Here is a 12,087-nt window from a genome sequence, read left to right on the forward strand (position 1 = left end):
GACTTCGGTAACAACGGGACCTCCGGGTTGCTCGCCCCTGGCTCGACACCAAGGGACCTACCCGAGGTCCCGCCCCGCTGTTCGCCCCCTTGACACCGACGCCGCCCACCAAAAGCAACGGTGTTGCCGCCACGTGGTGTAGGGGATCAAGGCGGGCATGGTGAGGGTGCTCGGCGGAACGGTGTGCTACACATGCGAAGTGAGCTTCACAGCCAAGGGAATCTCCTACGTCACCGGGGAAGTCGAGGGTGACGTCCTGCGTCACGACCTGCGGGCGATCCGCGAGGATCTGCACTGCACGGCCGTCATGCTGATCGGCAGCGACGTCGGACCGCAGCTGCAGGCCGCCCGTACCGCACTGGACATCGGGCTCGATGTCTACGTGCGGCCCTACCTTGCCGACCGCCCGCGCGCCGAGCTACTGGCGCACCTGGCGCAGATGGCCGTCGGCGCCGAGGAACTGCGCGTCCAGCATCCAGAGCGGGTGACGCTGCTGGTGGGCAGCGAGTTCTCGTTGACGCAGCGCGGCATGCTCCCGGGGCCGCGAGTCTTCGTGCGCCTGCAGACCTTGGTGCGCCCGCGCTGGCGGCGCCTGTTCGACCGCCGCATCACCCGCAAGCTGCGCGTGCTGCTCGCCGAGACCCTGGCCACCGCCCGCCACCACTTCCAAGGCCCCGTCACCTACGCCGCGGGCCACTGGGAGCAGGTCGACTGGTCCGGCTTCGACATCGCCGGCGTCAACCTCTACCGCTTCGGCGACAACCCCCACGCCTACGAACAACAACTCGACGACCTGCTGCGCCGCGCTGACCAGACAGGCAAGCCGGTAGTCATCACCGAGTTCGGCTGCGGCGCCTTCCCCGGAGCAGAGCGCCGCGGGCCGGGCTCGTTCCGCATTGTGCGGTGGTTCACCGACCCACCTCGCATCAAGCGCGGGCACGTGCGCGACGAGCATACTCAGGCCGCCTACCTCGGCGAGCTCATCGGGCTGTACGCCGCCCGCGGTGTCCACGGCTGCTTCGTCTACACCTTCGCCATGCGGGACTTCCCCCACCACGACGACTCGGCCCGCGACCTGGACATGGCAGGCTTCGGGGTGGTGAAGATCTCTCCTGACGACTCCGCGCAGTGGACGCCCAAGGAGGCTTACCGCGAGGTGGCCCGTCGCTATGCCCAGGTGGCCGCACAGCAAGCAGAGCCGGATGGGGGTCCCCCGGCAGCGGCGCGTAGCCGCGCAAGCTACGGCAGACAGCACCGGACGCACACCCCGCCCTCGCCTTGATCCCCTACATCACCGTCGGATGCCTAGGAAAGGTGTCCGTGCTGCTGCTGTAGGACGACTTGTGCCAGCCGTCTTCGGGTAGGTCACATGGCATTGCCGCAGATCCAGCCGTCCCTGACGGCGCTGAGGAAGCGGGACCACGCGGGGGCTTCGAAGAGCAGGGCCTCCCGCCGCGCCGGGTCCTTGGTATCGCGCACGGCCTGGCGGCCGTCAGCGAGGATCCCCCGCTCGACGCAGTTGTTGTTCTGCCCGCTGTAGCTGCTCGTGTGCCAGTACGCGCCATCGAACTCGTCGTTCGCCGGGGGTGGCGCGTTCCTCGGTGTCATGATTCGCGTTCCTTGCCGATGAGGTCGTCGATGTAGTGGCGAGTCTCCGACGGAGACAGGGCCGCAGCCGTCAGGTCATCCCACGCCTGCAAGTAAAGCTGCACGTCAGGATGCTGCTCCAGCAACGTACCACCGCTCATGTGCTCCAACCACACTACGTCCAGCGGGGGTTCGCCGCGCAGCGTGCAGAGGGTGAAGGGAGCGTACTGCCGCAGCGGGATCCTCGCCTCCAGCGGAAGGCACTGGATCTGGACGTTCCTCCGTCGCCCCACGGTGAGGATGTGCTCCCACTGCTCCCTGGCCAGCCCCGGCGACTCGCCGAGCCGGTGCAGCGCGGGAACGTCGATCACGGCACGGACGCGGAAGTCCCGGTGGTTGTCCAGCAGTTCCCGCCGCTTCAGCCGGGCCCGCGCGTTGGTTTCCGTCTTCTCCGGCTCCGATCCGGCCTCGAAGAGGCTGCGCATGTACGCGTCGGTCTGGAGCAGGCCGGGCAGTACGGCGGGCTCGTACACCCGGACCAGTTCGGAGTCCGCTTCCAGCATGAGGAAGTCCTTCAGCCCTTGGTCCAGCAGCGAGCTCTCGCCGCTCCACCAGTCGACTTTGTGGATGTCCTTGGCCAGGCGCCGGAGATCGGCGCGCCGACCCTCGTCCTCCACGCCGTACAGATCGAACAGGACGGTCAGGTCGAGCGGTCGGATCCCCCGCTTGCCGGTCTCGATCTGCGAGATCTTGGGCTGGCCGCACTCCAGCCGCTCCGCCGCGTCCTGCACCTTCAAGCCTGCTTCTTCGCGGAGGCGGCGCAGTTCGTTGCCGAACCGCCTGCTCCGCATCGTGGGCATATCGCTCTGGGCCATGGCCGCATCATGTGGCATCGCCTAGGGGAGCTGATGGCGGTGCTCCCGTTCCGGGAGCCGACGGAGACGCGGGAGCCGGCGAAGCTCCCGGAGCTGGCGTTCCTCCGGCCGGTCGGCGGCGGGCGCGAGTGGACGACGTCTGTGGACGCCCTGGTCCCCGTGGGCGAGGGGTGACCGTGGCATCGGGCGGGTGCGCGCATCCCGGGCTGGAGCAGCGCGAGGGCGGGAAGTACTGCACCGCGTGCGGGCGGCGCATCTACCCGGCCTGCACGGTGTGGGGCCTGCCGCCGCGGCCCCAGGCGATCCCCGTCACCGTGGACGCGGACACCGTGCGGGTGGGGGATCTGCTGGCGTTCGACGGGGGCTATGCCCAGGTTCTCCGCCGGGTCGCGCTCGGCCCGGGGCGGGTGCGGGTCATCCTCGCCGGGCACCTGGACGTCACCCTGGAGCGTGCCGAGACACGGGCCGCGCTGCGCCCCCGCAGCACGTCGGGCCCGGGCTGAGCCCTACTGCTCAGGACGCTCGTGTCACCGCGGTGTGCAACTCACGAACGCCGCTGATGCGGGGATGCCGCTCGGCAAGTTCGGTGATGATCCCGCGGATCGCGGGCCGGTCCCGGACCTCCCCGGGACTGGCGCGGTAGGCGTCCAGCAGGGCGTGGGTGGCCTGTTCGGGACGGTTCCAGGCCCACCAGGCCCGTGCCATGTCGGTGCCCATGCGGGCCCTGCGCTCGGCGGTCGGGAACTGCTCCGCGCGCAGATCCTTCCCGGTTTCCAGGGCGGCACCCGCGTCTCCGAGCGCCCAGTGCACGCCGACCGCGTACAGGTCGACGGCGGCGGGGCTGAGGGGGAAAAGGCGGCTGGCCGGAGGTGTCTCGGGAAGCCGCCTGGCGGCGCGGCGCGCCTCCTCGGTCATTGCGAGGGCATCGGTACGCTGCCCGCCCCGGGCAGCGGTGTAGGCGAGGGTGCAGAGCATCTGCGCATAGGCGGAAGCAGCAGCGTCGGTGCGCAGCCCGGTCGCTTCCACGTCTGCGGCTGCCGAGGACATGACGCGCTGCGCGTCGGTGAACTGCTGCTGGTGGCGCAGCACGATCGCCCACTCCCGGGCGGCGGCAGCCGTCGCGAGCGGCGAACCGGATACCTCGGCCCAGGTGCGGGCGCGGTCCGCCGTGGACCGGGCCCGGTCGTAGCAGCCGAGCTTGATGAGCACGGCGGAGGCGAGGCTGTAGACAGAGGAGAGGAGCGCCTGGTCGAGGTCGCGGCGGGAGGCAGCGGCGGCGTGCCCGTCCGCGATGAGGCCGGGCAGCGCGGCGAGGAGCCGCTGGTGTGCGCCCTTGTCGTACAGCTCGCGCGCGGCGGTCAAGCGGCGATCCAGGGGCCCAGCGCCCGGCGGGGCGGGGGTGTCGGCGAGAGCGTCGTCCAGCCCCGTCAGCAGAGCGACCGGACTGGCGGCACCGTGGCAGTGAGCAGCGTACGGCGGCGCATAGGGTCCTCCTCAGCGTGCGGACTGGCCGTCACTCTAGTTGCGGCCGGTGCTGTCGCGAGGGGTGGCGCGAGAGAAGTCATCAGGATGTGTCGGGGCACGCCGACTTCACGCGCGGCGCGATGCACAAGGGCGAGGTCTACGATCCGTGAGCGCCGCTCCAGCCGGGATACTGTGGCGGGCGAGCAGCCGAGCCGGTCCCCGAGCGCGGCCAGCGACCAGGCGCGGTGTCGGCGGCCGAGTCGGATCAGGGCTCCGGTGCGCCGTTGCGCGGCTAACTCTTGTGCTTTCACGCTGTTCCAGAGCGGGTCAACGGGCATCGGGCCCTCCCACGCCGCACCACCGAGGTGTCTACGGTAAGAGTCCCACAACAGGGCGTCGAGGCCGTGTGCACACCGTGCAAACTCATTGCGTGACGAGCGAGCGGACCCTCGCAGGAGCGGTCAGTGCGGTGCGGTGGAACTGTCGCCCCGGGCCCCGGGGCACCGTCCATCGGAGGCACCCATGGCAACCGAAGTTATATCCCCACTCGTCGCCGACCCGGTGACCGGGCCGGTTCGCTCCGTGCGCGAGGTTGTGCCTGACGATCTGTGGAACAAGCAGGTCGGGCTCCTGATGCGCGACCATCCGTACGACTCGGTCATGGCTGCCCGCGTCCTGGGCCAGGGGTATGCCTACCTGCTGACCGCGATGCGGCACCGGGGCGAGTCGCTGGGCCTCGCCCCCAGCACGCTCGTCGACATCGGCGTCCACACGATCATCCTGGACACCGCGGCGTATGCCGAGCTGTGCGACCGCTTCAACGACGGGCACTTCCTGCACCATGTGCCCAAGGTCGGGTTCAAGCTCGACGGCTCCGTGATGCGGACGGCACAGCGCGTCGCAGATGACGGCTGGGAGGTCGACCTGCCCCTGTGGGCGGACGCCGCCGAGTGCGGCCCGTGCCACCCGGGCAACGACTCACACTGAATCGCCCCGCCACAGCGGCGCCCCGGGGCACGGCCGGTGACCGGCCGCGCTCCGGGCGCGCTCGGTGAGATTGCGGCGAACCTGTCCGTAACCGGGGCAGGCCCGCCAGGATGGGCCGGGTGACCACCGAAGACCTCTGGTACCACTACGGCCGCACCCGCGCCGCGCGCGACCGCTCCGTGCCGGCGTGCTTCCACTGGACCTGGAGCCAGGACGGCGGCCCGGGCCCGGAGATCCTCGGCAACCTGACCGGCCGGGTCGTCGGCGACCTCGGCTCCGGAACGGCCCGGCACGCCGCCCACCTGGCCACTCACCACTCCCCGGCCCGGGTCGTCGCTGTCGACGCCTCTCCGGCGCAGCAGGCCATGGCGCTCGATCTCTTCCGCCACCTCACGCCGCGCTTGCGCATCGTCCCGTCCGACGCCGTGGCACACCTGCGTTCCGCCACCGGCACCTACGACGTGCTCTACAGCGTCTTCGGCGCCGCGGACTTCACCGACCCGCGCGAGCTGCTGCCAGCGGCGTTCGCCGCGCTGCGCCCCGGCGGACGGCTTGTGTTCTCCACCCTCGCCCACTACCTGGGCGGTGCGCCCGCCCAGCACGATGCGGTCCACGCCGACATCCCGGCGAAGACACCGGACGGCGAGGCGGCCACCATGCGCCGCTGGGTACTCCAGGAGCACGTATGGACCAAGCTGCTCGGTGAAGCCGGGTTCACCGAGATCGGCACCGGGATCCCGTTTGTGGACGGCGGATCGCGTGCCGCGAGCACTCTGCTGGTGAAGGCCATCCGCGATGGAGGCACCCGCACCGGCTGAGAGATACCGGCGGGTGCGGGCCGTCAGCCCTGGTGCACGGGGAAGGTGCTCGTGTCGATCGGGACGACCTCGCCGGAGTCCAGGTACAGGGTGACCGTCTCGCCGTAGGGGACCTCCTGCACCTTGCCGTAGCCGGTCGCGTACGGCTCCGTCATGAGCGTGCAGACCCCCTTGAAGGGGTCGGCCACGAGGTAGGTGCGGATGCCGTAGCGGCCGTACTTGCGGACGTTGCGGACGTAGTCCTTGTCGTCGTCCGGCTCCGAGGGGACCTCGACGACGGCCAGGACGTCGTGGGAGAAGTAGCTGTTGCCCGCGCGGGTGGCGCCTTCGGCCAGGATGGTGAGGTCGGGTGCGGCGTCGTTCTCACCGGGAAACTTGATCAAGACGTCGCTCAGTACACGCTCCGCCGGGAGCTCCGCGGCCTCGGCGGCGGAGCTGAGCCGGAAGACGGTCCGGGACTGCTCAGGGCCCTGCGGAGTCATGATCACGGTTCCTTCGAACAGCTCGATCTGGTATCCCTCGGGGATCACGCCTCTGACGAGATCATCCATGACCGACATGGCGGCTCACCTCCTCTCCGTATTATGCGTGATCCCGGACCCCGCCCTCACTTCTCCGTCAAGTCGTCCCGCATCTCGTCCAGGATCTTGTGGGCGGCCGTGTAGCCGATGCCCTGGATCCACAGCTCGTCCTCGACGTGGAACGCCTTGCCGTTCTTCACCGCGCGCATGTTCTTCCACAGCGGGCTCTTGACGGCCTTCTTCTCGCCCGACTTCTGCGTGTCCCCGTAGGAGGTGTAGAAGACGACGTCCGCGTCGCCCTTGTCGACCTGTTCGGGGCTGACGTCCATGGCCAGGCCGTCGTAGTCCTTGGCCTGGTCGGCCACCGCGGGGCGGCCCAGGCCGACGTCGTCCAGGAGGGTGGCGATGTACGCCTTCTTGCCGTAGATGCGGGTGTCGGAGCCCTCCTGGAAGCGGATGACGCTCGCCTCGGTCTTCGACGCCTTCTCCGCGCCGCCCAGGGCCTTGGTGACCTTCGCGGTGTGCGCCTTGTAGTCCGCGAGGACCTGCTTCGCCTCGGCCTTCTTGCCCAGCGCGTCGGCGTGGACCTGGAAGTTCTGCTTCCAGGGGTAGCCCGTCGTCTCCGTCATCACGGTCGGGGCGATCTTCTTGAGCTCGTCGTAGCGCTTGGCGTCGCGCACCTTGCTGGTCAGGATCAGGTCCGGCTTCAGGGACGCGACCTTCTCCAGGTTCGGCTGGCCGATGACGCCGACGTTCTCGATGCCCTTCACCTCGTCCTCGGGGAGGTAGGAGAGGAAGGGCTTGCCCGGCTGGGCCGTCGTGGCGCCCACGGGCTTGACGCCGAGGGTGATCGCGGAGTCCAGTTCGGCGGTGTCCAGGACCACCACGCGCCGGGGGCTGTCGGGCACCTCCACCGGGCCGTTGGCGGTCCGGACGGTGTGCTTGCCGCCCTTGTCGCCGCCGTCGGAGCCGGAGTCGCCGTCCGAGCCGCACGCCGCCAGCGACAGCGCGGAGGCCAGGGTGAGGGAGGTCAGAAGAGCGGTCCTGGTGACCTTCATGATGGCGTGGCCGCCTTTCGGGGTGAGGTGATGCGGGGAGCGTCGGGGACGACGAGCGGGTCGCCCGTGACCGGGCAGGGAACGACGAGGGAGGCGAGGCCGAAGACCTCGCGGACGAGCTCCGCGGTGACGATGTCGCCGGGGCGGCCCTGCGCCGCTATCCGGCCCGCCTTCATCGCGACCAGGTGATCGGCGTACCGGGCCGCCTGGTTGAGGTCGTGCAGCACCATCACCACCGTGCGGCCCCGCCCGCCCCCGGGGGTGGGCACCGCGAGCTGGCGGACCAGGTCCAGGACCTCGACCTGGTGCGCGATGTCGAGGTACGTCGTCGGCTCGTCCAGCAGGAGGAGGTCGGTGTCCTGGGCGAGGGCCATCGCGATCCACACGCGCTGCCGCTGGCCGCCGGACAGCTCGTCCACCAGGCGGTCGCCGAGCGCCGTGACGTCCGTGCGCTCCATCGCGTCGGTGACGGCCCGCTCGTCCTCCTCGGACCACTGCTGCCACCAGTGCTGGTGCGGCTGCCGCCCGCGTGAGACGAGGTCGGCCACGGTGATCGCCTCCGGCGCTACCGGGGACTGCGGCAGCAGCCCGATCGACTGCGCGATCCGCTTCGTCGGGATCCGGGCCAGCTGGGTGCCGTCCAGCAGGACGGAGCCGCGCTTCGGCTTCAGTAGCCGGCCGAGGGCGCGCAGGGTGGTCGACTTCCCGCACGCGTTCGGGCCCACGACCACCGTGACCTCGCCGTCCGGCACGTCCAGGTCCAGGTCCGCGACGACCGTGTGGTCGTCGTAGGCCAGCGTCAGCTCGCGGGCCACCAGGCGGGATGTCGGGCTCTCGCTCATTGCTTCGCTCCAGCGCTTGCACTGCGGCCGCTGCGGCTCGTGCGCACGATCAGCCAGATCAGATACGGGGCACCGACCGCCGCCGTCAGCACCCCCACCGGCAGCTCGGTCGGCGCGAACAGCTTGCGGGCCAGCAGATCCCCCAGCGTGACGATGAACGCGCCCAGCAGCGCGGAGGAGACCAGCGGGATCTGCGCGGTACGGGTCAGCCGGCGGGCGATCTGCGGGGAGAGCAGCGCCACGAAGTCGATGGGGCCCGCCGCGCCCGTCGCGACGGACGCGAGGACCACGCCGGTGAAGACCAGGCCCAGGCGGTTGCGGCCCAGATGGACGCCGAGGGCCGTGGCCGTGTCGTCGTCCAGGGTGACGCTGCGCTGGGCGCGCGCCGACCACACGACCAGCGGCAGCAACAGCAGCAGGGCGATGCCCAGCGGGCCCGCCTGGTCCCAGCCGCGGCCGTTGAGGGAGCCCGTCATCCACACCTTGGCCTGCTGCGCGACGAGATAGTCCCCCTTGGTGAGGAACAGCTGTGTGACGGAGCGCAGCGCCACCGAGATGCCGATGCCGATCAGCACGAAGCGGGTGGCGTGCAGGCCGCCGCGCCACGCGAAGAGGTAGACCAGGGCCGCCGCCAGCAGCCCGCCGGTGACGGAGAGGTAGGGCAGCGCTGCGTACGAGGTGACGCCGTACGTCATCGCGCCGACCGTCAGCGCGGACGCGCCGTGCGTCACACCGATGATCTCGGGGCTGGCGAGCGGGTTGCGGGCCACGGTCTGGATGAGGGCGCCCGCGACGCCCAGCGCGGCGCCCGCGAGGAGGCCGACGACCAGGCGGGGCATCCGCAGCGTGCCGACGACCAGCTCGTCCGGGGACGGCCGGCCGAACATCACCTTGACGACCTCGGTGGGCGCGACCGTGGTCTCGCCGAGGGTCAGACTGGCGACGGCCGCAGCGAAGAGGGCGGCCATGAGGGCGAGGGCGACCCAGGTGGCCCTCGTGTGCACCAGCCACGACGTCCGGCGCGTCCGTATGCTCCGGTACCCGGCGGGCACCCCCTGCCGGGGCGCGGAGAGCGAGCCGGTCACGCCGGGACCGCCTTCCGCCGCACGAGCGCGATCAGGAACGGCACCCCGATCAGCGCCGTCATCACCCCCGCTGGAACCTCGCCGGGGCGCATGGCCACCCGCCCCACCACGTCGGAGACCAGCAGGACGACGGGGCCCAGGAGCGCGGCCATCGGAAGGAGCCACCGGTGGTCGCCGCCCACGATCGCGCGGGCGATGTGCGGCACCGCCAGCCCGACGAACGCGATCGGCCCGGCGGCCGACACCCCCACCCCGGTGAGCACCGTCGCACCGAGCCCGCCCACGATCCGGACCACCGCCACGTTCTGGCCGAGCCCCTTCGCGACGTCCTCGCCCAGCGCCAGCGCGTCCAGCCCGCGCGCGACCGACAGCACGAGCACCAGCCCGGCCAGCAGGAACGGCCAGATCTGCCCCGCGATCTCGGCGTCGCGCCCGGAGAGCGAGCCGACCTGCCAGAACCGGAACTCGTCCAGCGCGGCGGCCCGCGTGGTGAGGATCGCGGAGATCACGGACACCAGCAGCGCGTTGACCGCCGCGCCCGCGAGCGCCAGCTTCACCGGCGTCGCCCCGCCCCGGCCGCGCGCCGCGACGGCGTAGACGGCGACCGCCGCGGCCCCGGCCCCCAGGAACGCGAACCACACATAGCCGGTCAGCGAGTGCACCCCGGCGAACGCGATGGCGCACACCACCCCGACCGCGGCGCCCTGGCTGACGCCCAGGATGCCGGGCTCGGCGATGGGGTTGCGGGTGAGCCCCTGCATCACCGTTCCGGCGATGCCGAGCGCCGCGCCGACCATCAGGCCGACCAGCGTGCGGGGCACCCGCATGGAGCGGATGACCTCGGCGGCGTTGCTGTCGCCGCCGTGCAGCAGGACGTGCCACACCTCGGACGCCGGGATCACGCGGCTGCCCAGCGCCAGGCTCAGCAGGCAGGCCAGCGCCAGCGCGGCCACCGCCGCCAGCGTCCAGCCCAGCCGCCGCGTCAGCGAGGCCCGGCGCGGGGTGCGCGCGGCGCTGCCGCCGACGCCGCCGCTGCTGCCGCTGTCGCTGCCGTCGTCGGCCCCGGCCCCGGCGCTGTCGCGCGGGGCGCCGGGCGGCGTGGTCGCGGAGGGGGCGGAGTGCATCGTGTCCTCGGGTGCGGTAGGTAAGGCAGCCCTAAGTGTAAGGGGTGGGGGCAGGGCACAATGATCGTATGGCTGCTCACTCCCCGCTGACCGTCGGCTTCGACCTCGATATGACCCTGGTCGACTCCCGCCCCGGCATCCGCGCCACCTACCGGGAGCTGGCCCGCCAGACCGGTACGTACATCGACGCCGAGCTGACCGTCACCCGCCTCGGTCCGCCGCTGGCCGAGGAGCTGGCCCACTGGTTCCCCGAGGAGCGGGTTCCGGCCATGGCCGACCGCTACCGGGAGCTGTACCCGCGGCACGCCATCGCCGCCTCCCCCGCGCTGCCCGGCGCCCACGAGGCGCTGGCCGCCGTACGGGAGCGGGGCGGGCGCTCCCTCGTCGTCACCGCGAAGCACGAGGGCAACGCGAAGCTCCACCTCGACCACCTCGGGCTGCTGCCCGACGTGCTGATCGGCGAGCTGTGGGCCGAGGAGAAGGCGCTGGCGCTGCGCGAGCACGGCGCCTTCGCGTACGTCGGCGACCACGTGGGGGATGTGCGGGGCGCCCGTACGGCCGGTGTGATCTCCGTCGCAGTCGCGACGGGCCCGTGCGGAGCCGGCGAACTGCGGGCCGCCGGCGCCGACATCGTCCTCCCAGCCCTCACGGACTTCCCCGCCTGGCTGGCCGGGGCGTAGCGGTCGGCGCAGCCCCCTCCCAGGGCGCGGTCCCCCCTCTCAGGGCGACGACTCCGCCCGCGCCGCGGCCCGCTGCGCCGCGGCGGACCGCAGCAGCCCAGCGGCGGCGAGCGCGAAGCCCAGCCCCATCAGCATGCACACGAAGTACGCGGGGGCCGGGAAGCGCGCGGTGCCCAGGAAGAGCGGGGCCACGGTCGCCAGCGTGGCCACCGCGCCGACGAGGAAGACGATGGCGCCGATTCGTACGAGAAGATCACCGGTGGCGGGAGTTTCAGCGTTCACCCGCTCAGGGTAGGCCGGGAGGCAGGAGCGGGGAGGAACCACTCGGCGGCACCTTGCCACCGGGCTATGGGCCATTAACCTTGGTGTCGGCGGGTCTTTTCGGCCCGCTCGACTGCTATTGAAGGGGGTTTGGGGGCGTCTCGCCCATGTCGGCGTCCCGTGTTGCCCCGCCACCTCACCAGCAGAGCCGTAATCCAGCAGCCGCAGCCCGGGACATCCGGACGAGTACAAGGACGAGGACTCACGTGCCTACCGGCAAGGTCAAGTGGTTCAACAGCGAGAAAGGGTTTGGCTTTCTCTCCCGCGACGACGGCGGCGATGTCTTCGTGCATTCGTCCGTCCTTCCGGACGGTGTGGCCACGCTCAAGCCCGGCCAGCGCGTCGAGTTCGGCGTCGTCGCGGGCCAGCGGGGTGACCAGGCGCTCTCCGTGACCTTGCTGGACCCCGCGCCCTCGGTGGCGGCGGCGCAGCGCCGCAAGCCGGACGAGCTCGCCTCCATCGTCCAGGACCTCACGACGCTGCTGGACGGCGTGTCCCAGTCCCTGGAGCGCGGCCGGTACCCCGACAAGCAGCACGGCCGCAAGATCGCCGGCATGCTCCGCGCCGTGGCCGACCAGCTGGACGTCTAGGGAGCGCCCTCCCCGGCGGAGCGGGCGCGACGTGCCCCGTCAGGGGCGCGGGGAACTGCGCGGAAACGCGAGGGCCTCCGGCGGGAGAGGCGGCACCAGCCCCTCGTCGGCAGCCCGCGTGAGCAGCCCCCGCAC

General features: G+C 71.5%; 15 protein-coding genes and 1 pseudogene. 7 read left to right on the top strand and 9 right to left on the bottom strand.

Going from position 1 to position 12,087, the window contains the following annotated elements:
- Positions 1-199: 199 nt before the first annotated feature.
- Positions 200-1,282, top strand: a complete 1,083-nt coding sequence (locus tag G5C65_RS19710; protein WP_338146535.1) for a hypothetical protein — start codon at positions 200-202, stop codon at positions 1,280-1,282.
- A gap of 83 nt (positions 1,283-1,365) precedes the next feature.
- Here G5C65_RS19710 and G5C65_RS19715 read toward each other — a convergent pair whose 3' ends face one another.
- Together G5C65_RS19715 and G5C65_RS19720 are read right to left on the bottom strand one after the other, a co-directional pair.
- Positions 1,366-1,608: a DUF397 domain-containing protein gene (locus G5C65_RS19715; protein WP_165300201.1), complete on the bottom strand. Its 243-nt coding sequence runs from the start codon at positions 1,606-1,608 to the stop codon at positions 1,366-1,368.
- A complete protein-coding gene (locus tag G5C65_RS19720) occupies positions 1,605-2,462 on the bottom strand; it encodes a helix-turn-helix domain-containing protein (RefSeq protein ID WP_165300202.1) in 858 nt (285 codons plus the stop codon). The genes G5C65_RS19715 and G5C65_RS19720 overlap by 4 nt, the downstream gene beginning before the upstream one ends.
- Positions 2,463-2,471: 9 nt before the next feature.
- Here G5C65_RS19720 and G5C65_RS19725 point away from each other — a divergent pair, with 9 nt between their 5' ends.
- Entirely contained in the window at positions 2,472-2,636 is a 165-nt protein-coding gene (locus tag G5C65_RS19725) for a hypothetical protein (protein ID WP_165300203.1), read from the top strand.
- Between the two features lie 2 nt (positions 2,637-2,638).
- Positions 2,639-2,965: a hypothetical protein gene (locus G5C65_RS19730; RefSeq protein WP_165300204.1), complete on the top strand. Its 327-nt coding sequence runs from the start codon at positions 2,639-2,641 to the stop codon at positions 2,963-2,965.
- A gap of 10 nt (positions 2,966-2,975) precedes the next feature.
- Here the strand turns inward: G5C65_RS19730 and G5C65_RS19735 are convergent.
- Positions 2,976-4,264, bottom strand: a pseudogene (locus tag G5C65_RS19735) (helix-turn-helix domain-containing protein).
- 184 nt (positions 4,265-4,448) lie between these two features.
- Between G5C65_RS19735 and G5C65_RS19740 the strand changes: the two are divergent.
- Together G5C65_RS19740 and G5C65_RS19745 are read left to right on the top strand one after the other, a co-directional pair.
- On the top strand, positions 4,449-4,913 hold the full coding sequence (locus tag G5C65_RS19740; RefSeq protein WP_165300205.1) for a glycine-rich domain-containing protein: 465 nt from the start codon (positions 4,449-4,451) through the stop codon (positions 4,911-4,913).
- A 119-nt stretch (positions 4,914-5,032) separates the two neighbouring features.
- Positions 5,033-5,731 (top strand): class I SAM-dependent methyltransferase, encoded by a 699-nt coding sequence (locus G5C65_RS19745; RefSeq protein ID WP_338146536.1) that lies wholly within the window; start codon positions 5,033-5,035, stop codon positions 5,729-5,731.
- Positions 5,732-5,754: 23 nt separating this feature from the next.
- Here G5C65_RS19745 and G5C65_RS19750 read toward each other — a convergent pair whose 3' ends face one another.
- Genes G5C65_RS19750 through G5C65_RS19770 form a run of 5 tightly spaced genes read right to left on the bottom strand, consistent with a single transcriptional unit; the run spans position 5,755 to position 10,361 of the window.
- Entirely contained in the window at positions 5,755-6,291 is a 537-nt protein-coding gene (locus G5C65_RS19750) for a Uma2 family endonuclease (RefSeq protein WP_241265912.1), read from the bottom strand.
- A gap of 47 nt (positions 6,292-6,338) precedes the next feature.
- On the bottom strand, positions 6,339-7,310 hold the full coding sequence (locus G5C65_RS19755; protein ID WP_165300207.1) for an ABC transporter substrate-binding protein: 972 nt from the start codon (positions 7,308-7,310) through the stop codon (positions 6,339-6,341).
- A complete protein-coding gene (locus G5C65_RS19760; protein WP_165300208.1) occupies positions 7,307-8,152 on the bottom strand; it encodes an ABC transporter ATP-binding protein in 846 nt (281 codons plus the stop codon). Before G5C65_RS19760 ends, G5C65_RS19755 begins: the two co-directional genes overlap by 4 nt.
- A complete protein-coding gene (locus tag G5C65_RS19765; protein WP_165300209.1) occupies positions 8,149-9,237 on the bottom strand; it encodes an iron chelate uptake ABC transporter family permease subunit in 1,089 nt (362 codons plus the stop codon). Before G5C65_RS19765 ends, G5C65_RS19760 begins: the two co-directional genes overlap by 4 nt.
- Positions 9,234-10,361, bottom strand: a complete 1,128-nt coding sequence (locus tag G5C65_RS19770; protein ID WP_165300210.1) for a FecCD family ABC transporter permease — start codon at positions 10,359-10,361, stop codon at positions 9,234-9,236. The genes G5C65_RS19765 and G5C65_RS19770 overlap by 4 nt, the downstream gene beginning before the upstream one ends.
- A gap of 68 nt (positions 10,362-10,429) precedes the next feature.
- On the opposite strand from G5C65_RS19770, the gene G5C65_RS19775 reads away from it, so the two are divergent.
- Positions 10,430-11,041, top strand: coding sequence for an HAD family hydrolase (locus tag G5C65_RS19775; RefSeq protein ID WP_165300211.1), 612 nt, complete (start codon positions 10,430-10,432; stop codon positions 11,039-11,041).
- A gap of 39 nt (positions 11,042-11,080) precedes the next feature.
- Here the strand turns inward: G5C65_RS19775 and G5C65_RS19780 are convergent, their stop codons facing one another.
- Complete coding sequence (locus tag G5C65_RS19780) at positions 11,081-11,323, bottom strand: hypothetical protein (RefSeq protein WP_165300212.1); 243 nt, start codon at positions 11,321-11,323, stop codon at positions 11,081-11,083.
- Between the two features lie 245 nt (positions 11,324-11,568).
- Between G5C65_RS19780 and G5C65_RS40175 the strand changes: the two genes are divergently transcribed.
- Positions 11,569-11,952: a cold shock domain-containing protein gene (locus tag G5C65_RS40175; protein ID WP_165300213.1), complete on the top strand. Its 384-nt coding sequence runs from the start codon at positions 11,569-11,571 to the stop codon at positions 11,950-11,952.
- The last annotated feature ends 135 nt before the right edge of the window (positions 11,953-12,087 follow it).

Origin of the sequence: Streptomyces boncukensis (assembly GCF_011045075.1) — a bacterium.
In the GTDB taxonomy this organism is placed as follows: Bacteria; Actinomycetota; Actinomycetes; order Streptomycetales; family Streptomycetaceae; genus Streptomyces; species Streptomyces boncukensis.